Here is a 24,428-nt window from a genome sequence, read left to right on the forward strand (position 1 = left end):
ACAACATAGAAAGCGGTTATTTAAGCATCAACAATCACAAAGCTTTAGAGGAGGAAATGGGCATGATTGTAGGCGTACCAAAAGAAATTAAACAAAGCGAGTACCGTGTTGCCTTAACTCCCGCTGGCGTTACGATGTTGTCAGGATCTGGGCATAAAGTGCTTGTAGAAACAGGAGCGGGCAGCGGCAGTGGTTTTGAAGACAGCGATTACGAGCGTGAAGGTGCTGAGATCGTTGCGACCGCAGCAGAGGTATGGACGCGAGCGGAAATGATTATGAAGGTGAAAGAGCCTCTTTCTGAGGAGTTCGGTTATTTTCGCGAAGGCTTGTTGCTGTTTACGTACCTGCATTTGGCCGCAGCCCCTGATTTAACGAAAGCGCTCGTGGATAGTGGAGTAACTGGTATCGCTTATGAGACGATACAACTTGCAAACGGCAGCCTGCCGCTGCTTACGCCGATGAGTGAAGTGGCAGGCAGAATGTCAGTGCAGGTAGGTGCGCAGTTTTTAGAAGCGTTTAACGGTGGAAGAGGGGTGCTGCTCGGCGGGGTTCCAGGTGTTCCACCAGCAGAGGTCGTCATTATTGGTGGCGGTATCGTAGGGACGAATGCGGCGAAAATTGCGCTGGGGATGGGTGCAAATGTAGTTATTTTGGAGAAAAGTGCGGACCGTATGAGATATTTGGATGATATTTTTGGCGGAAGAATTCATACGCTGATGTCGAGTCCATATCATATTGCAGAGGCTGTTGCAAAAGCAGATTTGCTTATAGGGGCAGTTCTTATTCCAGGTGCACGCGCACCACATTTGGTAACAGAACCGATGGTACAAAGTATGAAAAAAGGTGCAGTAATCGTCGATGTAGCAGTCGACCAAGGCGGATCGATTGCAACGGTAGACCGGCCGACAACGCATAAAGATCCAATCTATATGAAGCACGGGGTCGTTCATTATGCCGTTGCTAATATACCAGGCGCAGTACCGCGGACGTCGACCATCGCTTTAACGAACGTAACGAGCTCCTATGCGCTTGATTTGGCGAATAATGGCATGAACGCTGTTCAAAAAAGCTTGCCGCTGCAAAAAGGCGTGAATACTCATGCAGGCAAAGTAACGTATAAGCCGGTTGCTACAGCGACTAATCAGCCTTATATGCCAATAGAAAATTTGTTGAATAACGTTCCTTACGAGCAATTGAAGGATGATTGACATAATAGAACCTGCCTCCTCATATGGTGATACGGATGGACAAGTGACAACGTATCGGCTAATGAAGGAGGCTGGTTTACATGGTTTTCTCGATACGGAGATGGACGAGCCGTATTTTCTTTATTTTTGTTTTTGTAGTTTTGCTTTTTGTCGTCACAGGGGGCTATCGCTGGCTTGCCGACGCGATTTCTCCTATACACCCTTATCGTGAGCCTAGAGGGCATGCCATGAAGGTTTTTGTGACGGACCCTAATTCTCCAGACAGTAAAGATGCTGCTGATCGGCTTCGCTGGTTTTATTGGTATGGGGAGTAAAGGGATTGTTAAGGTTGTGCAGATAAACGATCTCAAGCAGGATTAATAGAGTCGAATGTTGAATATTTTTGTAGAAAAGCATGTTAGAATGGTGTCTTACGTGAAAGGAAGTCCAATGAAGGCTCATTTAAATCGCTACATTCAACATTTGCGGGTAGAACGAGGTTTGTCAGCAAATACGCTTTCTTCATATGAGCGGGATTTGAATCAATTTATAGCTTATGTTGGCCAGCAAGGCTTGACCGAGCTTGCTGCTGTGAAGCGGCATCACATGTCGAGGTATATGCTCCACTTGAAGGAACAGGGCAGGAAAGCCGCTACGGTATCCAGGCACATCGTGTCAGTACGAGCATTTTTTCACTTTCTTCTTGCAGAGGGCGTTATTCAAAGCAATCCGTCTATCTATATGGAGGCCCCAAAGCAGGAGAAGAAGCCGCCAAGCATATTAAGCGTCTCTGTGACGAATAAGCTGCTTGAGACGCCGAATTGCTCAAGTGCTGCCGGCAAACGTGACAAAGCTATGCTGGAGCTCATTTATGCAACAGGAATTAGAGTGTCAGAGCTTGTCTCGCTTAATATTGAGCATGTTAATATGCAGCTAGAATTTATTCAATGTATGGGTACAGGCCAAAAGGAACGGCTTGTTCCTTTCGGGAAGTTAGCTTCGGAGGYAATTGTAGACTATTTGCAATACGGCCGTGATGAATTGCTGACAGAAAGAGCGTCTGAATCGGCGTTGTTTCTAAATCATCTAGGAACACGTTTGACAAGACAAGGATTTTGGAAGACGATAAAGAAGTACGCGAAGGAAGCTGGGATTGAAGAAGAGATTACGCCACACACGCTTAGACATTCCGTAGCAGCACACTTACTCGATAACGGAGCGGATATTCGTTCTGTTCAGGAACTGCTAGGACATGCGGATATATCATCTACGCTCAAGTATACCCAAGTGTCCAATGAGCGAATGAAAGAAGTTTATTCCCGAGCTCATCCGCGTGCTTAACAAAGGTCGACATCGATAAATCCCAATTACAGAGGAGGTAGTCATACATATGAGATTTGATCGAATAACAGTAATCGTATTGGATAGCGTTGGAATAGGTGAACTGCCAGATGCTGAGGCATTCGGTGATCTTGGCTCACATACGCTAGGCCATATCATAGAAAAAGCACCGTCAACTCAGCTTCCGAATCTTAGAAGATGGGGGCTTGATCGAATAGCGAGCATCCATGATTGGAGTCCATCTTCAGAAGCTCCCGCAGCTTATTATGGTAAAATGGCTGAGGTGTCCGTTGGCAAGGATACGATGACTGGTCACTGGGAGCTTATGGGGCTAGAAATGACAGTGCCATTTCAAACGTTTCCGGACGGTTTTCCTCCTGAGCTGCTTACTCCATTCGAGGAGCGAACAGGCCGAAAAGTCATTGGCAACAAACCAGCAAGCGGTACAGACATACTCGATGAGCTGGGTGCCGAGCAAATGGAAACTGGCGCATGGATTGTTTATACATCAGCTGATAGTGTATTTCAAATTGCTGCGCATGAAGACATCATTCCGCTGGAGGAGCTCTACCGCGCTTGTGAAATAGCAAGAGAGCTGACAATGGACGAGCGCTTCACAGTAGGGCGCGTCATCGCAAGACCTTATATTGGCGAGCCAGGAGCTTTCAAACGAACGCCTAATCGTCATGATTACGCGGTGAAGCCTCCACAGCCAACAGTATTGAATGCGTTGAAGGACGCTGGTTTCGATTCCATTGCAATTGGGAAAATCAATGATATTTTTGACGGAGAAGGCATTACAGCTTCTACTCCGACAAAAAGCAATGCGGACGGCATCGACAAAACGATCGAACAACTGAAGCAGCCTTTTAAAGGCCTTCTGTTCACGAACCTTGTAGATTTCGACTCGCTTTATGGCCATCGCCGCGATCCAATTGGCTACGCCTCAGCTTTGGAAGAGTTCGACGTAGCAATTCCTTTGCTTGAGAAACAGCTTGGCGAGCGAGACTTGCTTATCGTGACTGCGGATCATGGGAATGATCCCGTACATCCAGGCACAGACCATACTCGTGAATACGTACCAGTATTGCTCGTGAGTCCTGCTTTTAACGAGCCAGGGCCTCTCCCAGTACGTTCTACGTTCTCAGATCTTGGAGCAACAATAGCCGATAATTTTGGTGTTGCAGCACCTCCTAACGGAACCAGCTTCCTGTCTGAGCTTATTACACGGGAACATGAGTAATTATTTTTAAATATGGGTACAAATCGTTTTATGAACATACTTTTAGGAGGAAATAGAATGACAACAATTACTTCGGCAGGACTAACAGCAGCAAACATTAAGGAAGCAGCACAATATATCGAGGCTCAAACAGAGCAAAGACCGGAAATTGGATTAATTATGGGTTCGGGACTTGGCGTGCTTGGAGACTATTTGGAAAATGCGACTACGATTCAATATCATGATATTCCTCATTTCCCGATTTCCACTGTTGAAGGACATGCGGGCGAGCTGCTCATTGGTACACTTTCGGGCAGAACGGTATTGCTGATGCGCGGTCGTTTTCATATGTATGAAGGTTATGGTCCGGAACTAACGGCTTTTCCTGTACGTGTCATGAAGGCGCTAGGCGTGAAGACATTGCTTGTTACCAATGCAGCTGGCGGAGTCAATATGGATTATGAAGCAGGCAACCTAATGTTGATTTCAGACCATTTGAATATGACTGGCAAAAATCCGTTAATCGGACCAAACGACAACGAGCTTGGCGTAAGGTTCCCAGATATGTCTGAGGCATACAGCAAGCGTCTCCGCGCTGTTGCAAGAGATATTGCAAAAGAGCAAGGCTTTACACTTCGTGAAGGTGTGTATGCAGGTCTGCTTGGACCAACTTATGAGACACCAGCAGAAATTCGAATGCTGCGGGTTCTTGGAGCTGATGCTGTCGGAATGTCGACTGTTGCCGAAGTCATTGCAGCGCGTCATTCAGAGATTGAGGTCATTGGAATATCGTGTATTAGCAACATGGCAGCGGGTATTTTGGATCAACCGCTGTCGCATGGAGAAGTTATGGAAACGACAGAACGTGTCAAGTCCCAATTTTTAGGTCTAGTTAATGCATTGATTGCGAAAATGTAACAAATTCGTAACACAATTGTAATATATTCGTCGACTCAATATGACAGTGTTTTTTTTACGTTTCGTCGTATAATGTCCATGATCAAAGAAAGATGGAGTGGACAATGACATGGACAAGCAAGTTCTCACGCAGATGGAGCAGTTGCGTAAAAAAATGATAGAAGCAGCTCTATTGAATGAAAGCCTTCAGCACTTGGACGTGCTTGTACTAAGCCAGACTTTAGATGAGATTATTGTCCAGGTGCAGAGGGAGCGACGCGCATTATAACGGATCAACAACGTAATGGTGAATGGAGAGGGACAAATGCGGTCGGTAGATCTTATACAGAAGAAAAGAGATGGCGGCGAGCTGACCGCTTCGGAGTTAACTTTTTTAATTGATGGTTATTCTCGTGGCGATATCCCGGATTATCAGCTGTCAGCATGGGCGATGGCTGTTTTTTTTCAAGGGATGACGCCTAGAGAAACAGCAGCTTTAACGCTTGCAATGGCTAATTCAGGCGATCAGGTCGATCTTGGTCCTATTAGCGGAATTAAAGTCGATAAACATAGCACAGGAGGCGTTGGGGATAAAACAACTTTGATCCTTGCGCCATTAGTCGCATCCGTAGGCATTCCTGTTGCCAAAATGTCCGGTCGAGGCTTAGGCCACACTGGCGGCACGATTGATAAGCTGGAGTCCATTGAAGGCTTTCGTACGGAGCTCTCACGCGAGAAATTTATGACGCAGGTGAACGATATTGGTTTATCCGTCATAGGGCAGAGCGGAAATCTTGCGCCAGCGGATAAGAAGCTATATGCCCTACGTGATGTTACCGCTACAGTAGAGTCCATTCCACTTATCGCAAGCTCAGTAATGAGCAAAAAAATTGCTGCAGGCGCTAATGCCATCGTGCTTGATGTCAAAACAGGCAGTGGAGCATTTATGAAAACACTAGAGCATTCTGAGCAATTAGCGCAAGCGATGGTAGATATCGGAACAGAGGTCGGACGGAATACGGCTGCTGTTATAAGTGATATGGATCAGCCGCTTGGCTTTGCGATCGGAAATGCGTTGGAAGTACAAGAATCAATTGAAACGCTCAAAGGAAATGGCCCTGAGGATCTTACAGAGCTTTGTTTAACGCTTGGGGCCCATATGGTTATCTTAGGCGGGAAATCCGATTCTGTGGAGTCTGCGAAGCAGCTGCTGCGCGATCAGATAGCAAGCGGAGCTGCTTTAGATAAGTTCAAAGCATTTATTACTGCACAGGGTGGGGACGCTTCAATTGTTGATGATCCAACTAAGCTTCCGCAAGCGCCTTTCATTGTAGAAGTGAAAGCTTCGGACTCTGGTTTTGTCAACGCGATTGAAGCCGAACAGCTGGGGATAGCCGCTATGCTGCTTGGTGCAGGAAGGGCGACATACGACGCTTCAATTGATTACGCCGTTGGAGTCACGCTTCGCAAGAAGTTTGGAGATCCTGTAAATGCTGGTGATACGCTTGCCCTGCTTCATGTACGTGAATCAAATGAATCCACACTTGCAGTTGCTGAGCGAGTAAAGCAAGCATATACGATATCTTCGGAGAAGCCGCTGTCTCGTCCATTGCTATTATCCGTAATAACAGCAGAAGGCATTACTAGGTATAATTAAATATTTTATTATAAAATCCGCTCCGCAATTTGGGGGCGGATTTTTTTGCGTTTCAATTAACTCTAGCTGATGGAATAATTTCCAACTTAAGAGTCAACACTAAAAAGAGAAATATAAGCGAATTGCGCAGCTTAGAACACTTACGAAGTAAGTTTTGCATCTCAAAACTAAGTGAATGCTTACGAAGCGAGTTTTGCTTCTCAAAACTAAGCGAATGCTTACGAAGCAAGTTTTGCTTCTCAAAACTTTTACAGGAGGAGATTTAGTTGGTAAATCGTACTATGAAGCTCTGTATAATCATTCTTGCATTCGCGCTTGTGCTGCCGACAGCTGCTTTTGCTGCTGTGGAGCCAACACCAGCTCCCGGTCCGACCCCTGCGCCGCAAAGTCAGGCCTCTAACGCTAATTTAGCACCTTCAGCTCGTTCTGCCATCCTTATGGATGCGGATAGCGGGACGGTTATTTACGAAAAAAATAGCCATGATAAGCTACCGCCTGCAAGTATCACCAAAATAATGACGCTGCTGCTTATTATGGAGGCACTTGATGACGGCAAGATTAAACTTACAGACAAGGTACAAACGAGCGAATATGCAGCTTCTATGGGCGGCTCTCAAATCTTTCTTGAGCCGGGAGAAGAAATGACCGTAGACGATATGATTAAGGGCATAGCGCTTGCATCAGGGAATGATGCATCCGTGGCAATGGCAGAGAAGCTTGCGGGTACAGAGCAGCAATTCGTAACGATGATGAATGAGCGGGCCCAGCAGCTTGGCATGAACGATACACAGTTTTCTAACCCAAACGGCCTGCCTGTAGCTAATCATTTCTCATCGGCGCATGATATTGCGGTGATGTCTCGGGAGCTGTTAAAGCATTCGGAAGTAACCAAATATACAGGGCTTTATCAGGATTATTTAAGGAAGACGTCCGCGAAGCCTTTCTGGCTCGTAAATACGAATAAGCTAGTACGTTTTTATAGTGGCGCTGATGGTTTGAAGACTGGCTTCACGAGTGAAGCCAAATATTGCCTATCGGCTACAGCAAGGCGTGATGACATGCGCGTCATTGCTGTTGTAATGGGAGAGCCGGATACGAAAACCAGAAATGCTGAAGTGTCGCAAATGTTCGATTACACTTTCGCGCAGTATATGAATCACTCGATTATTAAAGAAGGCGAGTCGATGGGGACGCTGAAAATCGAGAAGGGCACTGCCGCGGAACTTCCGCTTGTCGCTAAGCATGCGTACAGCGTTCTGCTTAAAAAGGGCAGTCCAACTAAAGATATCCGTTATGAGCTGAAAATTGCGGGTCCGCTCAAGGCGCCAGTTCAAATCGGTCAACCGATTGGCAAGCTTGTTGTCTATCAAGGCGATCAAGTGCTCAAAGAATTTGATGTGGATGCTCCCTTGTCTGTTGAACGGGCAGGCTGGTGGAAATTGTTGAAGCGTTCTTTCTCTGGTCTATTTGCGTAACAAACACATAAACTTTATGGCTGAAAGCGACTCGTTTTTTGTCAGCTGTTAGCGGTATGCTTCTAGTTTTGTCGGCATGCAGGAATCGTGAAGCATTTTGGAGAATTGCTAGTTCTATCTCGGCAAGTGTAAACGGCTGAACCTGACTCACCGCAGATCAGTCCACGTTTCACGGTGAAAGGTTAGGAGAGGTATAGGTATGACCTATTCTTTCTTAATAGATAAGCAAGTATATCGTTTTCTTATACTTGCCTTATGGTTCACCGTCAAAGCTGCTTTAGCGACCGAAAGACGCCAAAGACGTTTGCTTGTGTTTGAAAAAACCTAGAGGAGATGAACAGCATAATGAGTCTGCAAGCAGAATTGGAGCAATACCGCAATGTGCTGATCGTAAGGCTTCGGGGCGAGTTGGATCATCATACTGCCGATGTCGTACGCTTTAAGATGGAAGAGGCTCTACTTCGCGGTAACAGCGAGCATGTCATTCTAAGCTTGAAGGAGCTGCAGTTCATGGACAGCTCCGGTCTAGGCGTCATATTGGGCCGATACAAGCAGGTGAAGAGCAAGGGTGGCAAAATGGTCGTCTGCGATGTGAATCCGAATGTTCATCGCCTATTTGAAATGTCGGGTCTGTTCAAAATTCTGACGATTCATGAAAACGAACGTACCGCAATTTCTAGTTTGGAGGTGGTGTCATGAACGGTTCCAATGAAATGACGCTTTCCTTCAGCGCCCGATCGGAAAACGAAGCCTTTGCACGAATCGCAGTAGCGGCATTTGTGTCACAGCTGGATCCGACGCTCGAGGAGCTGAATGATTTGAAAACGGCTGTGTCCGAGGCTGTAACGAATGCGATTATACATGGCTACGAGAACGATCCTACTTGTCAGGTCAAAATAGAGGCAAGAATTGAAGGAGATTCGGTTTCCTTAACGGTGTCGGATAACGGTCGCGGTATTGAAGATTTGGAGCTTGCTCGTCAACCGCTTTATACGTCGAAGCCTGAGCTTGAGCGCTCTGGAATGGGCTTCACGATTATGGAAAACTTTATGGATCGTTTTGAGGTTTCAAGTCAGGTAGACGGCGGCACACGCGTAGCAATGCTTAAACGAATTGAATCGAAAAAAGCGCTCTACAATTAGCGTATAGGGGTTGAACCTCATGGATGTCAATCTAAAGCAGACGGCCCAGCCATACTTGGATGACGCGGAAGTGAAGCGGCTTATTGCGTTAAGTCAGTCCGGCGATACGCTTGCAAGGGATACACTCGTACAGTGTAATATTCGGCTAGTTTGGTCAGTCGTGCAGCGGTTCATCAATCGTGGTTATGAGCCCGATGATTTGTTCCAAATCGGCTGCATAGGATTGCTTAAATCAGTAGACAAATTTGATTTGTCTTATGATGTTAAGTTTTCAACTTATGCAGTACCCATGATCATTGGGGAAATTCAGCGATTTTTACGCGATGATGGTACGTTGAAAGTTAGCAGATCCCTCAAGGAAACCGCCAATAAGGTGCGCAAAATGAAGGATGAGCTTTCCAAAACGTTAGGTCGATTGCCCACCATTAGCGAGGTTGCGGAGCGACTGGGCATTACCCCAGAAGATGTTGTATTCGCTCAAGAAGCGAATAAGCCGCCAACTTCGATACACGAGACTGTGTTTGAAAATGACGGGGACCCTATCACGCTGATGGATCAAATAGCCGATGAATCTCAGGATCGGTGGTTTGACAAGCTTGCGCTTGTGGAAGCCATCGAAGGTCTAAGCGAGCGTGAACGATTGATTGTATATTTGCGGTATTACCGTGACAAAACGCAATCCGAAGTAGCGAGCAGGCTTGGTATATCACAGGTACAGGTATCACGGCTTGAGAAAAAAATATTGCAGTCCATCCGAGACCAAATCGCCCTTTAAGGCGGTTTGGTTTTTTCTATTTTTTACCTCAATTTGCATGAGTATCCGAATCGTCCTTTTATCATACTAAAAGGGAAACATACACCAAAGTATCAGCAGAAGGGAAGTTGACAAATGGCAAAACCAAACCATTCGGTCCTCTATCTGCGTCTGAAAAAACGGATATACATGAAACCGAATCAACGTGTTTCCTTAGGCCAAGCAGCGAGGCTGCTCGCAAAGGATGACTTGCTTGAGAACCGCTTGAAGGGGCTTGTACTTTACGAGCACAAGAAGGCGGATGGCAATCGCGTCGTTATAGACTTGCTTCAAATCGTCAAAGCGATAAGAGAGCTTGAGCCGGGTTTAACTGTAGAAGCCTATGGTGACCCCCAAGTGCTCGTTATGGTGGCGGAGAAGCCAGTAAAACCGCGTATTGCAGTGCTTATTTTTTCGTGGCTGCTGCTGTTCTTTGGAGCGGGCCTTGCGATTATGAACTTTCATACGGATGTCAGTATGAAGGAGGTTCATATCCGAATTGTCGAGCTGATAACGGGGAAGCGCACGGAGCATCCGCTATGGTTTCAAATCCCTTATTCTCTGGGCATCGGACTTGGGATGGTATTGTTTTTCAACCATTTATTCCGAAAACGATTCAATGAGGAGCCTAACCCGCTTGAAGTTGAGCTCTATATGTATCAAGAAAATGTAAATGCCTATGTCATCGCCGACGAAATGCGTAAAAAATCGGATTACGATCAAACGCAGGGGAACAAGCATGATTAGTGCTGCTGCTAATATTTTTATTGCTCTGCTAGGCTTGGCAGGGGGTCTTGCTGTAGGCAGCGGGTTGGTAGCGTTGCTAATTGTCCTTGATCTCATTCCGCGGCTCGCTCAAGTTGCTAATGCTTACCGAATGTCGGTGTGGTTTGAGACTGCCGTCATATCCGGTTCGCTGTACTGGACCTTTGCTGATTTTATGAGCTGGAAGCTTTCGCTGCCTTCGGGTCTGTTTTTAAGTGCGACAGGGCTGATTGATGGCATGTTTGTGGGAATGCTCGCAGCAGCCTTGACAGAGGTAATGAATGTGCTTCCGATTTTGGCCAAAAGAATGAATTTATCTGCTTATATGGTCAGTCTCGTCATGGCAATGGTTCTAGGCAAAACGTTGGGCTCATTATTCGATTGGTTAGTATTTCAATGGTGATACAGTAAGGATGGGGTGAGCTAACATGAATGACAATGAAAATTATCATGACAACGATAATGACCAAAATGGAAGGCCTCCGTTTTTAGAAGTCAATGAGGATCAACAGAAAGAGGAATCGGGAGTTGCTCGAAACAAAACATCATTCGGTAGTGGAAATAAAAAAAACAATGTCAGCACAGCTGTATCCAATAAGAACGGCAATAAGGACATAACTCCGATTCCGAGCGATTTGGATGAAGTTCTGATGAGATTGGAAAATGAGATCGGTTATAAAGTAAGCTTCGACGTTGTTGTGAGAGAGATGACGTTTGGCGAGAAGCGCACAGCAATGTTGTCGTTGAATGGTTTGGTTAAGGATACGCTGCTGTCAGATGTGCTCAAGCGATTAACGTATCTCCAACCCGAGGATTTGTCTGCGGATGCCTTTCATTCCTTCCTTGATTTATATGTTCCTGCGGCGCAGGTCATAAAGGAAGACGATTGGAATAACATGCTGACGTGCGTGTTATCCGGTGTAACCGCATTGTTTATTGATGGTGAATCCAGTGTTCTCATGATTGATGCGAAGGCTTTCCCCGCAAGAGGACCAGAGGAGCCTTCGCTTGAGAAAGTTGTACGCGGCAGCAGAGATGGCTTTGTAGAAACGTTGATGGTCAACATTTCGCTTGTTCGCAGACGGCTGCGTGATCCCCAGCTTCGCTATGAAATTGTGCGGGTGGGCGATCGGACACAAACGGACGTTTGTATTGCTTATATCGACGATATTGTGGACAAGGAGCTGCTTAAGTCCGTCAAAGACAAAATCGCTATGGTGAGAATAGACGGCCTGCCGCTTGCTGACAAGCAGCTCGAGGAGTCTACTGTAAAAAGGGGCTGGAATCCCTTCCCGCTTGTTCGATATTCAGAGAGGCCCGATACGGYAGCTGCACATCTGCTGGAGGGTGCTGTAGCTGTATTCGTCGATACTTCGCCAAGTGTTATGACGCTGCCGACTACTTATACCGATCTTATGCAGCATGCAGRGGAGAATCGACAAACACCATTTATTGGCACCTATCTGCGCTGGGTGAGATTTATAGGTATTTTGGCATCGTTGTTCATGCTGCCGTTATGGCTACTGTTCGTCATGCATCCGGAAATGAAGCCTGTTGCTCTTGAGTTTATTGGTCCGAGTAAGACAGGCAAACTGCCATTAGTCGTACAATTTCTGATAGCTGAGATTGGGGTGGATTTGCTGCGCATGGCTTCCGTTCATACGCCTACCTCACTTGCAACAGCTATGTCATTAGTCGCAGCGATTCTCATTGGCGATATTGCGGTAAAGACTGGCGTTTTTGTTAATGAGGTTATTTTGTATATGGCGATCTCAGCGATCGGCATGTTTGCAACACCAAGCTATGAGCTTGGACTAGCCAATCGAATCGTACGGCTCGTGCTGATTGTGTCGGTGGCTGCTTTCAGTGTGCCTGGCTTTGTTATTGCTACGACGGTTATCCTGCTGATACTGATTGTAGAGCGCTCGTTCAACCGTCCGTATATGTGGCCCATTATACCGTTTGATATGCACGCCCTTTGGAGCATTATCATCCGTCAGCCAGTCCTGTACAACCGGCAGCGCCCAAATATTTTGCGGCCTCAGCAGAGCGATAAGATGCCAAATACAGAGTAGATTCATAAAATGCAAATGAAATGTGGATTTATCCATTTCGTAGTCCGGGTAGATTGCGTTATACTAAACCTATTAATGCAAATTCTATCCGTTCTATCTGCATGCAGATAGAAGAAAGCTGAGGGGAAATTATGTACCTGCATGGAACTAGTAATATTAACGAAAAAGGACATTTGGAAATTGGCGGCTGTGATGTAGCTGATTTGGCTGCACAGTTTGGTACGCCACTATATATTGTGGATGAGGCTCTTGTTCGTAAGCGCGCAAGCGAGTATGTAGAAGCCTTCAAAGCATCAGGTCTTAGATTTCAAGTCGCATACGCAAGCAAAGCGTTTAGTGTAATGGCAATGTGTGCGATTGCTGAGCAAGAAGGGCTGTCGCTGGATGTTGTATCCGACGGTGAGCTTTACACAGCAATGCAAGCAGGCTTCCCTGCTGAACGTATCCATTTCCACGGCAACAACAAAACGCCTGAGGAAATCAACATGGCGCTTGATGCTGGTATCGGCTGCTTTGTAGTTGACAATTTCATGGAGCTTCAGCTTCTGAATGCTCTTGCTGGCGATAAAGGCAAGAAAGTAAACATTCTGCTTCGTATCACGCCTGGCGTTGAAGCACATACGCATGACTATATTTCTACTGGACAAACGGATTCGAAATTTGGTTTCGACCTTGGCAATGGCGCGGCGAAACAAGCGATTCAAGAAGCGATTGCTTTGCCTAACCTGATTGTTTTGGGCGTTCATTCCCATATTGGATCACAAATTTTCGAAGTTGAAGGCTTCCGTATGGCTGTGGACAAGGTTGCTGATTTCGCGGTTGAGATTCGTAATGAGCTTAACCTAACGTTTAAAGTAATCAATCTTGGCGGCGGCTTTGGTATTCGTTATGTTGATGGCGACACACCATTGCCAATCAGCGAATATGTTGCGGCAATTACTGGCGCTATCATCTCGAAGTTTACAGATGCAGAGTTCCCATTGCCTGAGATTTGGGTAGAGCCGGGCCGCAGTATGGTTGGCGATGCAGGAACAACTTTGTATACAGTTGGTACAAGCAAAAATATCCCAGGTGTACGTAAATACATTGCAGTAGACGGTGGCATGACGGACAACCCTCGCCCAGCGCTATACCAATCCAAATATGAAGCAGTACTCGCTAATCGTGCGAATGAAGCTGCTGAAGAAACGGTTTCCATCGCGGGCAAATGCTGCGAGAGTGGCGACATGCTCATTTGGGATTTGGAATTGCCTAAAGCAAAAAATGGCGACTTACTTGCTGTTTTCTGTACGGGTGCTTATAATTATGCAATGGCGAGCAACTATAACCGCATTCGTCGTCCGGCTGTCGTTTTCGTAAAAGATGGTCAGGCAGACCTTGCTGTTAAGCGTGAATCGCTTGAAAATATCGTTTGCAATGACGTCATTCCGGCAAGACTTCAAAAATCATCGCTTGCGAAATAAGAGCGAAATTGGTAACGTAGTCTTATTCGGATAAAAGAAAGGTAGATGCAGCAATGGCTAAACAAGCAAAAATCACACTAGCAAACGGCGGAGAGGTTCTTATCGATCTATTCGAGCAAGACGCGCCGAACACAGTAGCAAACTTTGAAAAGCTTGCTAACGAAGGATTTTACAACGGTCTTACTTTCCACCGTGTTATCCCAGGTTTCGTCGCTCAAGGCGGATGTCCAAACGGAACAGGTACAGGCGGTCCTGGATACCAAATCGATTGTGAAATCAACCCTAATAAGCATGAGCGCGGTTCACTAGCAATGGCGCATGCTGGTCGCAATACAGGCGGCAGCCAATTCTATATCGGTTATGCACCACAACCGCATTTGGATGGCGGACATACTGTTTTTGGCAAGGTTTCAAAAGGTATGGAGTTTGTTGATGCTTTCAAAGGCGGAGACAAAATGGAAAAGGTTGAAGTCGAAACGATTTAATGTTAAGATACTAACTATAATATTGTAAGTGCAGCAATCCTTCGGGGTAGGTGAAATTCCTAACCGGCGGTGATCGGGAAGGCACAGAATATCGGATAACCGAATTTCTGTGCCTCTCGTCAGTCCGTGACCCGGTTTAAACGGCATTTTATCCAAGATCATTTGGATAGAATACGATTAGAACGGTGGACCTGGTGAAACTCCGGGACCGACAGTAYAGTCTGGATGGGAGAAGGGGATGCTTCGACAGCTACAATTTACTGCTTATTTGTATGTGTTTTATTTCACATACATAATAGGTTAGTTTATTTAGTGTACTTTACAAACCGATTTCGCAATTTTGCGACATAAGATAGCGACGGCTCTCAAAGCCGACAACATCGATCGGTTTTGTCGTAGTTCTCGTTTTATCTTTCATCACCCCTGTCGGATCGTATGCCGATGGGGGTGTTTTTTGTTTATGGACATTTTAAATGATGAATATTATATGGGATTAGCGTTGGATATGGCTGCAAAAGCTTCGGGTCAAACCGGCATTAATCCTGTTGTCGGCTGCGTCGTCGTAAAGGATGGTGCGATTGTCGGCATTGGCACGCATCTAAAGCGAGGAACCGGTCATGCTGAAGTGCATGCGCTTCAGATGGCGGGAGATGCGGCTGAAGGAGCAACCGTCTATGTAACGTTAGAGCCATGCAGCCATTTTGGAAAGACGCCGCCATGCTGTGAACGTATCATTGATGCCAAAGCTGCAAGGGTTGTAGTCGCAAGCGGCGATCCGAATCCAGCAGTGTCAGGCCGAGGCATTGCAAGGCTTCGTGAAGAAGGGATCGACGTTACGGTTGGCGTGTTTGAGCAAAGATCGCAGCAAATGAATGAAAAATTTAATAAGTACATTACGACCCGCATCCCATTCGTTACTTTAAAAACTGCGAGTACGCTTGATGGCAAAATTGCTTCCCATTCAGGCGATAGCCGATGGGTGACTGGTGCAGTTGCTCGCGAACAGGTTCATACGCTGCGTCATCAACATGAAGCCATTATGGTTGGCATAGGAACAGTACTTGCGGACRATCCGCTGCTCAATACGAGAGCATCTGTCCCTGCAATTGATCCGATACGTATTATCGTGGATTCAGCACTGAGGCTGCCGCTTAATGCCAGAGTTGTAACTGATCGCTCAATTAGAACGATTGTTTTAACTTCCAGCCAAGCAAACTTGGACAATCGACAAGCGCTTGAAGCAGCAGGGATTGAGGTCATCATTTGCGGTACGGGAGCAAAAGTAGATCTTAGTGAAGGGATGAAGAAGCTGGGGGAACTTGAAATCGGCTCAATCTTGCTTGAAGGCGGCGGTCAATTAAATGGTGCAATGTTAGAGGCAGGTCTTATTGATAAAATCATGCTGTATTACGCGACCAAGATTATCGGCGGCTTGGATGCACCAGGTACATTTACTTTCGCTGGGTTCGAAAAAATGGCCGATGCTATTTCCCTAGATCGAGTAAGCGTAGAAATGGCCGGCGAGGACATTTGCGTCTCGGGATATCCAGTTTATTAAGGATAAGGCCATGAACAAATCTCTGGCTTAATCGCAGGATTTATGTGTTTTGAAGTAGGTTTGCTGCATTAGCGAACCTTTGAGGAGGAAACCCATGTTTACCGGATTAGTGGAAGAAGTGGGAAAGATGAAAGGAATCACGAAGCAAGGCGAAGCGATGAGGCTGGTCATCGGAGCATCCCTTGTAACAGATGGTGTTAAGCTGGGTGATAGCATCTCGGTTAATGGCGTTTGTTTAACGGTAACGTCGTTTGACGGTGCATCATTTGCAGCTGACGTGATGCCTGAGACTTATCRCAAGTCTAATCTTCATCAGCTTCGTGCTGGCGAACAAGTGAATTTAGAGAGAGCGATGCAAGCTGGCGGACGTTTTGGCGGTCATATCGTTCAGGGCCATGTTGATGGAACCGGGAAAATAACTTCACGAGAAACGGATGCTAATGCTGTCGTTTATAAAATCCATATCGATGACGCAGACATGCTGCGTTATGTGATTCCAAAAGGCTCGATCACAATTGATGGCATAAGCCTCACTGTAGTGGATACATCATCAAATACGTTATCCGTATCGATTATTCCACACACATTAGGTGAAACGGCCTTACAGCATAAGCGTGCAGGCGATACCGTTAATATCGAATGTGATGTCATCGGCAAGTACGTCGATCACCTGCTTCATTTCAAGCAGCCAGAAGCCTTGCCAGCCAAAGCCAAGCTCACTACATCTTTTCTTATGGAAAATGGTTTTTTGTAAGTCGATATGAAAATGGGTTAGCTTTCCTTGCCCAACTCGTAAGTTTTCAATGTAACGGTAAAACCTACTGTTCATTTTGTTCTAATCAGCTCTAGATTTCAATTAACAGGAAATACTCCATGTAAATTGGACAGATACACCTCAAGTTCGAATAATGAGCTGAAATAACGTGAGAAATTCCAGCTAATTAAAGAATAAACGGCTAATCAGGTGAATTAGATGGAGTTTTTCCAGCTAACTATTGAGCGTAAGATGTACGTGGTCTAATACTAGTGAAAGCAGGTATCGACTTAGGTGCTCTAACATACTCAAAAGCTAAGGTAACCTAAGACTAGAACGCACAAACAGCAAGCATGTCCCGCAGGGACGAAAGCGATCTTTAAGCAATGTTAGGTCACAACCTTCTGAGTCATGCCTACGTTAGTCCAATTGCAAGTGTCCAGAGGACGCAGTCCTTGGGGCCCTCCCTTGGAAGGGAGGGTTTGGGTGGGTTCGAAAAGCTTTTAAGGTTTATTTTGTATTAGCCTTTAAGGTTTGGTTTGGTATCAGCCTTTAAGGTTTGGTTTTAAACTGGTTTTAGACTTTAAAATAACCTTTGAAGGCAAGGTAGAAGCCTTATAAAGGTTTGGTTGTCACAAAGGAGGGAAACCCATATGGAACAAACAGATAAAAAACCATTTGATTCAGTTGAAGCTGCTTTGGCTGATCTTAAGCTTGGCAAGCCGATTATTGTCGTTGACGACGAGGATCGGGAAAATGAGGGCGACCTTATTGCACTTGCTGATACAATGACGCCTGAGGTCATTAATTTTATGATTACAGAGGCTAGAGGTCTTGTGTGTGTTCCAATTACGCAAGAGCGAGCAGACCAGCTTGACCTTCCGCCAATGGTTACGCATAATACCGATTATCATGGTACGGCATTTACCGTTTCCGTTGATTATATTGGAACGACTACTGGGATTTCCGCATTTGAACGCTCAGAAACGGTTAAAGCGTTAATTGATCCAACGACGAAAGCAGCAGATTTCCGCAGGCCAGGTCATATTTTCCCCTTGATTGCAAGACCTGGTGGCGTACTCCGCCGTGCTGGACATACAGAGGCGGCTATAGACTTGGCGGTCATGTGCGGCTCGGCGCCTGCAGCAGCGATTTGTGAAATCATTAATGAAGACGGCACGATGTCTCGTTTGCCAGATTTGCTTGTCTTTAAAGAAAAGCACAATCTGAAGCTCATCACGATTCAAGAGCTGATTCAATATCGCAACGAGAAAGAAAAGCTTGTTGAGCGAGCGGTTGATGTGAAGCTGCCAACTGATTTTGGCACTTTCCGCGCTATTGCTTATACAAATTTAGTGGATAACAAAGAGCATATCGCACTCGTTAAAGGCGACATCGATCCTGAACTTCCCTTGCTTGTGCGGGTTCACTCTGAATGCTTAACCGGCGATGTTTTACATTCGCATCGTTGCGACTGCGGACCGCAGCTTGAAGCGGCGCTTAAACAGATCGAAGAAGCGGGCAGCGGCGTTCTGCTTTATATGCGCCAAGAGGGCAGAGGCATTGGTCTGATTAACAAATTGAAGGCTTATGCACTGCAAGAAGAAGGTTTTGATACGGTAGATGCTAATTTAAAGCTTGGCTTTCCGGCAGATTTGCGCGATTATGGTATAGGCGCACAAATTTTGAAGGATCTCGGCGTTCGCCAAATGCGCTTGATGACGAACAATCCTCGGAAAATTAAAGGTCTTGAAGGCTACGGACTAGAGGTTGTAGAACGTATTCCAATACAAATGGAGTTAAAGGAAGATAATAAAAGTTATCTCCGCACAAAGAAATCTAAGCTTGGTCATTTACTTAGCTTTGAAGATATTGACTACATCATTTAAAATAATGGAAGGAAGATGACAAATGACACGAATTTATGAGGGACATTTAGTATCAGAAGGTTTAAAATATGGAGTAGTAGTAGGACGTTTTAACGAGTTTATTTCAAGCAAGCTGCTTGGAGGCGCACTTGATGCTTTCAAACGTCATGGCGCACAGGATTCAGAGGTTGAGGTAGCATGGGTGCCGGGAGCGTTTGAAATTCCTTTAATCGCTCAAAAAATGGCGGAAAGCGGAAAGTATGATGCTGTCATTACGCTTGGCGCTGTTATTCGTGGTTCAACACCGCATTTCGATTTTGTTTGCAACGAAGCAGCAAAAGGTGTTGCGGCTATCGCTTTGAAAACAGGCATTCCGACGATTTTTGGAGTATTGACTGTTGATTCGATTGAACAAGCCATTGAGCGTGCAGGCACAAAAGCAGGCAACAAAGGTTATGAGGCTGCTACAAGCGCAATTGAAATGGCGAATCTTACCAAACAATTGCAAGGCTAAGCAGCGAAGATAAGGCTAGGCGGGAGGAAATGTAAGTGTCAGTGCTTTATAAGCTGGATTCTTTTGAGGGGCCGCTGGATCTGCTGCTTCACTTGATCGACAAGGCGGAGATCGATATCCATGAGGTGTCTATCAGTGAGATTACGATTCAATATATGGATTATCTTCATGCGATGAAAGAGCTCGAGCTTGAGGTCACGAGTGAATTTTTAGTTATGGCGGCAACCCTCTTGGCGATAAAGAGCAAGCAGCTACTTCCAAAGCCGCCTGTATTTGAGGAAGACTATGAGGATTGGCCGGATGACGGATTGGATCCACGCGATGAGCTCATCCAGAAGCTCGTAGAATACCGGAAATTCAAACAAATAGCCGAGCAGCTGCGCGAGAAGGAATTCGAGCGCAGCCTTGTCTATTCAAGGGAACCTGAGGATATGACGCCATTTTTGAAGGAAGAGATTGTTAATCCGGTTGAGGGGCTTCACTTGTCGGATTTGATTACTGCCTTTCAAAAGGCGCTGCGCCGCGCTTCAAGGCGTAATGTCGTTGCTACCATACATCGAGACGAGATTTCCGTTAAGGATCGTATACGGGACATTGTCGAGGTGCTCAAGCAATTCGAAACGGTTCGTTTTTCACGGCTTATTCGCGAGAACATGGACAGGCATGAAATCGTGGTTACTTTTCTCGCCATTCTGGAATTAATGAAAATGAAACATATTCGTTGTTTTCAGCATCAGTTATTTGACGACATCGYCATTCATTGGAGAGGAGAGTCGTCGCAAATTGGATTATCCGAAGTTGAAGACAATTATTGAGGGCCTGCTGTTTATGGCAGGTGATGAAGGCCTTACGAAGCGGCAGCTGGCTGATATTTTGGAGCTGGATGCGGAGCTCGCTTCCGATTTGGTTTATGACTTGCAGCGCGATTTGGAGCGCGAGGGGCGCGGTATTCAAATCGCAGAGGTGGCAGCATCCTATCGGCTGACGACTCATTTGGAGCATGCGCCTTATTTTGAGCGTATGGCATACACTCCTACGAGATCGCAGTTGTCACAAGCTGCATTAGAAACGCTGTCCATCGTCGCTTATCGCCAGCCGATAACAAGAATATCGATTGAAGAAATTCGCGGCGTAAAGAGTGACAGGGCGATTCAATCGCTTGTATCAAAGGATTTAATCGAAGAGGTTGGCCGCGCAGAGCAGATTGGCAGACCTATTTTGTACGGAACGACGAAATCATTTTTAGATTATTTTGGATTGCCGTCCATAAAAGAATTGCCAGAACCAGGCAGCGTTGATATCGATGATGCCTTGGAGGAACAAACCCAGCTGCTATTCGAGAGATTAGATGGCACGCAGATGACAATTGAAGAAATAAAAGAATGAGATTTGGCCGCCGGGTCATACTATATTCAACCCATATTAGGGAAACGGAGGAAGCATCATGATGCTCGGTTACCCCTACGGTTGGATGACGGCGGTCGGTCTCTTTTTTTTGCTCATTTTGGTCGTCTGCCTCACTTCGCAGGTCGAATTAAGAGGCCATCTGAGGAGAATAGATCACAACGATGATTTTGAGTTGAATATTAAGGCCTTATTTGGAATCCTCAGATACCGCTTTAAAGTGCCGATTATTCAGTTCACAGGAACCTCCATCCAACTTAAGGAACAGGTTTCAAAAAAGAATGTGGCCGTTGACACTTGGAAACAATATAACGAGGACATTGACGCAGAAAAAATAGCTCATCTCATGGAAAGAACAAAACAAGTGTTACAAATGACGAAAAACTTAACCGGATGGGTTAGAAAGTCGCTTACGAAGGTCCGTCTTTTAGAATGGAACTGGTCAACCTCAGTAGGAACCGGTGATGCGATGTGGACGGCAATGACGACTGGATTTGTCTGGTCTATAAAAACATCGATCATTGGCGTATTGTCCCAAATGGTTAAGCTCAAAACGGAGCCGAAAATGATGGTTCAGCCTATTTATCAACGATCTGCTTTTACAACGGAATGGTCATGCATAGCTCAAATCCGCTTCGGTTATGCTATTCTTGCCGGACTGCAGCTTTTAGTTCGGATGAGGAAATTGAAAGGAGGCGTCAAGGTATGGCAGAACATCCTATTCAAGGCTTAATGCAAACCGCAATGGAAAATATTAAAGAGATGGTTGACGTCAATACTATTGTAGGCGACCCTGTCCAAACGCCGGATGGCAGCATTATTATGCCGATCTCCAAAGTAGGCTTTGGGTTTGTAGCAGGAGGCAGTGACATTCGATTAGATGATGCCGATCATAAGAACGGCTCTCAATCTGATGCACAGCATGCTTCTGTTTCACTTCCATTCGGCGGCGGTAGCGGTGGCGGCGTGTCGATTACGCCAATTGCTTTCTTGGTCGTAGGAACACATGGCGTAAAAATTGTTCCGCTCGATAATCAAACACATCTGCTTGAGCGGGTAATCGACTCAGCTCCGCATGTATTTGATAAGCTGCAATCGATGATGAAGCAGCCTGCGAGTACTGGTGTATACACGGATACGTCTCAAACTGTGATCAGTGAACGTGTCGAAGCAAACGAACACAACTGATGACATAACTGCCCGAGAGGGCAGTTTTTCATTTTTGTTAGCTACTTTTCGTCTAGAGCCACATGTACAGGCATATACTGAAATACGCACACACAAGCTTTATCTACTATCGCTGCGGGAGGGGCAAGTATGAAAATGAATTTCAAAAAACTGCAACGATTTGTTGCAGTTGGAATGTTATCTGCTTTATTGGTTGGGACAAGCGTTTTGCCCCCAGTTAGCGCAAATCCAAGCAAGCTGTATACGAATGCCAAAGCATCGGCTCTAATTGATGTCGAGTCAGGCAGAGTTTTGTATAGCAGTGATGGCGATACCCCGATGCGGATAGCAAGCTTAACGAAAATCATGACAGCTATTGTTGCAATAGATCATGGAAAGCTGACTGATATGGTGAAGACAAGCAAACGAGCAGTTGGTAAAGAGGGTTCTTCGATTTATCTTCAGCTWGGCGAAGAAATGAGTTTGCATCATATGTTGTATGGTCTGATGCTCAGATCCGGCAACGATGCGGCAACGGCAATCGCGGAGCATGTTGGAGGATCGGAGGAAGGTTTTGTTCATTTAATGAATGAGAAAGCGACCTTTCTAGGTTTGAAACATACGCAATTTAAAAATCCGCATGGGCTGGATGATGATGAGCATTATTCTTCAGCTAATGATTTGGCCAAGCTGACTGCATATGCTTTGAAAAATGACGTATTTGCAGAAATCGTAAGCACGCGCGTAAAAAAAGTGCCTAATCCGCATGAGAAATGGGAGTACAGCTACACGAACAAAAATAAAATGCTAACGATGTATGAGGGTGCTGACGGTGTAAAAACGGGGTATACCAAAAAATCATTGCGCTGCTTAGTTAGCTCCGCCACTAGGAATGGTCAACAGCTTGCTGCTGTGACGATAAATGACAGCGATGATTGGGCAGATCACCGGAAAATGCTCGATTGGGGTTTTGGTCATTATCCGCTTAAAGAGATAGCAGTTAAAGGGCAGCAAGTTTCTGGTTACCCTTATGCTGTTGGACAATCTTTTAAATACCCGCTGGAAGAGCAGGAAACGGGAAATGTTCAATCACGTCTTGTGCTGCTTGAAGCAGGAACAACACGATATTTGTTAGGAGAGCGCGGATTTCTGGAATGGTATTTAAACGAGCAGCAAATTGGTGCTGTTCCTGTGTATGATCCAAACAGCAGCAGACTTCAACTTTCAATGACATCGCAAAAATCATTGCAATCGCTGGCTGATTTTCAAAAAGCAAACAAGCATGATCAGCGTGGGCCGATATTTGGCTCTATTATCAAAGTATTAGATGCATTATTTGAGCATTAGCAGCAATCTGCGCGGGAGACGCTGATTGCTTGCAAAACAGTATAGGTGCGTAGAGGGGGAGGCGACCTAAATGGTTAACTGGATTTGGTTGTTTTTCATCGTAGCGAGCGTTGTAGTAGCTGCGATAACGGGTAAGATGGATGCGGTAACACAAGCAGCTTTCGAGGGAGCCAAGTCGGGTGTCACCGTGAGCTTCGGATTAATTAGTATCATGGTGTTTTGGCTTGGCATGATGCGAATAGCGGAGGATGCAGGGCTGCTGCGCACACTTGCTCGAATGCTCGGGCCTGTGGTGCGGAAGCTTTTTCCTGACGTTCCTCCCAATCACCCAGCTCTCGGATATATAATGAGTAATTTAAGCGCTAATCTCTTTGGGTTAGGAAATGCAGCCACGCCAATGGGAATAAAAGCAATGCAGGAACTTCAGAAGCTTAATCCTGATCCTGCTACAGCAACTCCAGCGATGTGCACGCTGCTTGCTCTAAATACATCCAGCATTACGATTATTCCCACCACGCTTATTGCCATTCGAATGAATTATGGTTCAGCTAACCCTGCTGAAATTATCGGTACAACGCTGGCAGCGACATTTGTTGCTACTACGGCTGCAATACTTGCTGACCGTTGGTATCGAAGAAAGTCTCCACCGCCGCCTATAACGCCATCGCCACCTCGACCACCTGAGAAGAAGACTGCAGCTTCACCAGCTTCCGGAGGTGAGGCAATTGTATAATATTTTTACAAGCTTATCCGCATGGATGATTCCTGCCATTATCGTATTTATTCCGCTTTATGCAGCTTTAAGACGCAAAGTACCTGTCTATGAAACGTTTGTTGAAGGAGCCAAAGATGGCTTCGGAACAGCGATTAATATCATTCCTCATTTGGTTGGCATGATGGTTGCTATCAGTATGTTTCGCTCATCTGGAGCCTTGGAATTGCTGCTTTCTACAGTTCGACCTCTTTTTGATTGGGTTGGTATTCCAAGCGAGGTGCTGCCGCTCGGGATTTTGCGGCCTTTGACTGGCGCAGGCTCGTTAGCCTTCACGACTGACCTTATTCAAAACGTTGGCCCGGATTCTATGATCGGCAGAATTGCTTCCACGATTCAAGGCAGCACGGATACAACCCTGTATGTGCTTACTGTATATTTTGGAGCGATTGGAATAAGAAAGTCACGATATGCGTTAAAAGTTGGTTTATTTTCCGATATAGTCGGTTTTTTCGCAGCAATTTTCATTTGCTTATACATATTCGGCTAGTGAAGCTTGTACTTTCTCCTTCATATCGTTATGATGGAGATTGAGGTGAAAG

Annotated in this window: 27 protein-coding genes and 1 riboswitch; all 27 genes read left to right on the forward strand. The window is 45.7% G+C overall.

Features of this window, described 5'->3' with window-relative positions:
* Positions 1 to 62 precede the first annotated feature (62 nt).
* The 27 genes from ald to AB4Z17_RS12875 all read left to right on the forward strand — a co-directional run bounded on the left by ald (position 63) and on the right by AB4Z17_RS12875 (position 24,376).
* Positions 63 to 1,208 carry an alanine dehydrogenase gene (ald, locus tag AB4Z17_RS12745; protein WP_441912593.1) on the forward strand — a complete coding sequence of 382 codons (1,146 nt, stop codon included), beginning with the start codon at positions 63 to 65 and terminating at the stop codon, positions 1,206 to 1,208.
* Positions 1,209 to 1,288: 80 nt separating this feature from the next.
* Positions 1,289 to 1,522: a DUF4227 family protein gene (locus tag AB4Z17_RS12750; protein ID WP_441912594.1), complete on the forward strand. Its 234-nt coding sequence runs from the start codon at positions 1,289 to 1,291 to the stop codon at positions 1,520 to 1,522.
* A 115-nt stretch (positions 1,523 to 1,637) separates the two neighbouring features.
* A complete protein-coding gene (gene xerD / locus AB4Z17_RS12755; RefSeq protein ID WP_441960097.1) occupies positions 1,638 to 2,528 on the forward strand; it encodes a site-specific tyrosine recombinase XerD in 891 nt (296 codons plus the stop codon).
* A 49-nt stretch (positions 2,529 to 2,577) separates the two neighbouring features.
* Positions 2,578 to 3,771: a phosphopentomutase gene (deoB, locus tag AB4Z17_RS12760; RefSeq protein WP_441960071.1), complete on the forward strand. Its 1,194-nt coding sequence runs from the start codon at positions 2,578 to 2,580 to the stop codon at positions 3,769 to 3,771.
* A 57-nt stretch (positions 3,772 to 3,828) separates the two neighbouring features.
* The gene (locus AB4Z17_RS12765; protein WP_441912596.1) at positions 3,829 to 4,668 is read left to right on the forward strand and encodes a purine-nucleoside phosphorylase; all 840 of its coding nucleotides are present in this window, start codon (positions 3,829 to 3,831) and stop codon (positions 4,666 to 4,668) included.
* Positions 4,669 to 4,777: 109 nt separating this feature from the next.
* Entirely contained in the window at positions 4,778 to 4,936 is a 159-nt protein-coding gene (locus AB4Z17_RS12770) for an aspartyl-phosphate phosphatase Spo0E family protein (protein WP_083682665.1), read from the forward strand.
* A 36-nt stretch (positions 4,937 to 4,972) separates the two neighbouring features.
* Positions 4,973 to 6,304: a pyrimidine-nucleoside phosphorylase gene (locus AB4Z17_RS12775; RefSeq protein WP_441883335.1), complete on the forward strand. Its 1,332-nt coding sequence runs from the start codon at positions 4,973 to 4,975 to the stop codon at positions 6,302 to 6,304.
* A gap of 281 nt (positions 6,305 to 6,585) precedes the next feature.
* Positions 6,586 to 7,779 carry a D-alanyl-D-alanine carboxypeptidase family protein gene (locus tag AB4Z17_RS12780; protein ID WP_339209679.1) on the forward strand — a complete coding sequence of 398 codons (1,194 nt, stop codon included), beginning with the start codon at positions 6,586 to 6,588 and terminating at the stop codon, positions 7,777 to 7,779.
* Between the two features lie 345 nt (positions 7,780 to 8,124).
* Positions 8,125 to 8,478: an anti-sigma F factor antagonist gene (spoIIAA, locus tag AB4Z17_RS12785; protein ID WP_076271393.1), complete on the forward strand. Its 354-nt coding sequence runs from the start codon at positions 8,125 to 8,127 to the stop codon at positions 8,476 to 8,478.
* The gene (spoIIAB, locus tag AB4Z17_RS12790; protein ID WP_076271392.1) at positions 8,475 to 8,921 is read left to right on the forward strand and encodes an anti-sigma F factor; all 447 of its coding nucleotides are present in this window, start codon (positions 8,475 to 8,477) and stop codon (positions 8,919 to 8,921) included. The genes spoIIAA and spoIIAB overlap by 4 nt, the downstream gene beginning before the upstream one ends.
* A gap of 19 nt (positions 8,922 to 8,940) precedes the next feature.
* Complete coding sequence (gene sigF, locus AB4Z17_RS12795) at positions 8,941 to 9,696, forward strand: RNA polymerase sporulation sigma factor SigF (RefSeq protein WP_054024324.1); 756 nt, start codon at positions 8,941 to 8,943, stop codon at positions 9,694 to 9,696.
* A 114-nt stretch (positions 9,697 to 9,810) separates the two neighbouring features.
* Positions 9,811 to 10,461 (forward strand): stage V sporulation protein AA, encoded by a 651-nt coding sequence (locus AB4Z17_RS12800; protein WP_076271391.1) that lies wholly within the window; start codon positions 9,811 to 9,813, stop codon positions 10,459 to 10,461.
* Positions 10,454 to 10,882, forward strand: coding sequence for a stage V sporulation protein AB (locus AB4Z17_RS12805; RefSeq protein ID WP_076271390.1), 429 nt, complete (start codon positions 10,454 to 10,456; stop codon positions 10,880 to 10,882). Before AB4Z17_RS12800 ends, AB4Z17_RS12805 begins: the two co-directional genes overlap by 8 nt.
* A 25-nt stretch (positions 10,883 to 10,907) precedes the next feature.
* A complete protein-coding gene (locus AB4Z17_RS12810) occupies positions 10,908 to 12,554 on the forward strand; it encodes a spore germination protein (protein WP_441960073.1) in 1,647 nt (548 codons plus the stop codon).
* Positions 12,555 to 12,685: 131 nt separating this feature from the next.
* Complete coding sequence (gene lysA, locus AB4Z17_RS12815) at positions 12,686 to 14,017, forward strand: diaminopimelate decarboxylase (protein ID WP_076271388.1); 1,332 nt, start codon at positions 12,686 to 12,688, stop codon at positions 14,015 to 14,017.
* A 53-nt stretch (positions 14,018 to 14,070) separates the two neighbouring features.
* Positions 14,071 to 14,502 carry a peptidylprolyl isomerase gene (locus tag AB4Z17_RS12820; RefSeq protein WP_441912599.1) on the forward strand — a complete coding sequence of 144 codons (432 nt, stop codon included), beginning with the start codon at positions 14,071 to 14,073 and terminating at the stop codon, positions 14,500 to 14,502.
* Between the two features lie 33 nt (positions 14,503 to 14,535).
* Positions 14,536 to 14,743, forward strand: a riboswitch (FMN riboswitch).
* 219 nt (positions 14,744 to 14,962) lie between these two features.
* Positions 14,963 to 16,060, forward strand: coding sequence for a bifunctional diaminohydroxyphosphoribosylaminopyrimidine deaminase/5-amino-6-(5-phosphoribosylamino)uracil reductase RibD (gene ribD, locus AB4Z17_RS12825; protein ID WP_441960075.1), 1,098 nt, complete (start codon positions 14,963 to 14,965; stop codon positions 16,058 to 16,060).
* 94 nt (positions 16,061 to 16,154) lie between these two features.
* Complete coding sequence (gene ribE, locus AB4Z17_RS12830; protein ID WP_441960076.1) at positions 16,155 to 16,814, forward strand: riboflavin synthase; 660 nt, start codon at positions 16,155 to 16,157, stop codon at positions 16,812 to 16,814.
* A 653-nt stretch (positions 16,815 to 17,467) separates the two neighbouring features.
* The gene (locus AB4Z17_RS12835) at positions 17,468 to 18,703 is read left to right on the forward strand and encodes a bifunctional 3,4-dihydroxy-2-butanone-4-phosphate synthase/GTP cyclohydrolase II (protein WP_441960078.1); all 1,236 of its coding nucleotides are present in this window, start codon (positions 17,468 to 17,470) and stop codon (positions 18,701 to 18,703) included.
* A 22-nt stretch (positions 18,704 to 18,725) separates the two neighbouring features.
* On the forward strand, positions 18,726 to 19,196 hold the full coding sequence (gene ribH / locus AB4Z17_RS12840; protein ID WP_441960079.1) for a 6,7-dimethyl-8-ribityllumazine synthase: 471 nt from the start codon (positions 18,726 to 18,728) through the stop codon (positions 19,194 to 19,196).
* Positions 19,197 to 19,231: 35 nt separating this feature from the next.
* Entirely contained in the window at positions 19,232 to 20,011 is a 780-nt protein-coding gene (locus tag AB4Z17_RS12845) for a segregation and condensation protein A (RefSeq protein WP_441960081.1), read from the forward strand.
* Positions 19,980 to 20,582 (forward strand): SMC-Scp complex subunit ScpB, encoded by a 603-nt coding sequence (gene scpB / locus AB4Z17_RS12850; protein WP_076271382.1) that lies wholly within the window; start codon positions 19,980 to 19,982, stop codon positions 20,580 to 20,582. Before AB4Z17_RS12845 ends, scpB begins: the two co-directional genes overlap by 32 nt.
* A gap of 58 nt (positions 20,583 to 20,640) precedes the next feature.
* On the forward strand, positions 20,641 to 21,333 hold the full coding sequence (locus AB4Z17_RS12855; RefSeq protein WP_441912602.1) for a DUF2953 domain-containing protein: 693 nt from the start codon (positions 20,641 to 20,643) through the stop codon (positions 21,331 to 21,333).
* Entirely contained in the window at positions 21,306 to 21,788 is a 483-nt protein-coding gene (ytfJ, locus tag AB4Z17_RS12860) for a GerW family sporulation protein (RefSeq protein ID WP_441960083.1), read from the forward strand. Before AB4Z17_RS12855 ends, ytfJ begins: the two co-directional genes overlap by 28 nt.
* Before the next feature lie 129 nt (positions 21,789 to 21,917).
* On the forward strand, positions 21,918 to 23,114 hold the full coding sequence (locus AB4Z17_RS12865; RefSeq protein WP_441960084.1) for a D-alanyl-D-alanine carboxypeptidase family protein: 1,197 nt from the start codon (positions 21,918 to 21,920) through the stop codon (positions 23,112 to 23,114).
* Between the two features lie 70 nt (positions 23,115 to 23,184).
* Entirely contained in the window at positions 23,185 to 23,847 is a 663-nt protein-coding gene (locus AB4Z17_RS12870) for a nucleoside recognition domain-containing protein (RefSeq protein ID WP_441912605.1), read from the forward strand.
* A gap of 25 nt (positions 23,848 to 23,872) precedes the next feature.
* Positions 23,873 to 24,376: a spore maturation protein gene (locus tag AB4Z17_RS12875; RefSeq protein WP_441960099.1), complete on the forward strand. Its 504-nt coding sequence runs from the start codon at positions 23,873 to 23,875 to the stop codon at positions 24,374 to 24,376.
* The last annotated feature ends 52 nt before the right edge of the window (positions 24,377 to 24,428 follow it).

Origin of the sequence: Paenibacillus sp. TAF43_2 (assembly GCF_052113545.1) — a bacterium.
GTDB lineage: Bacteria > Bacillota > Bacilli > Paenibacillales > Paenibacillaceae > Pristimantibacillus.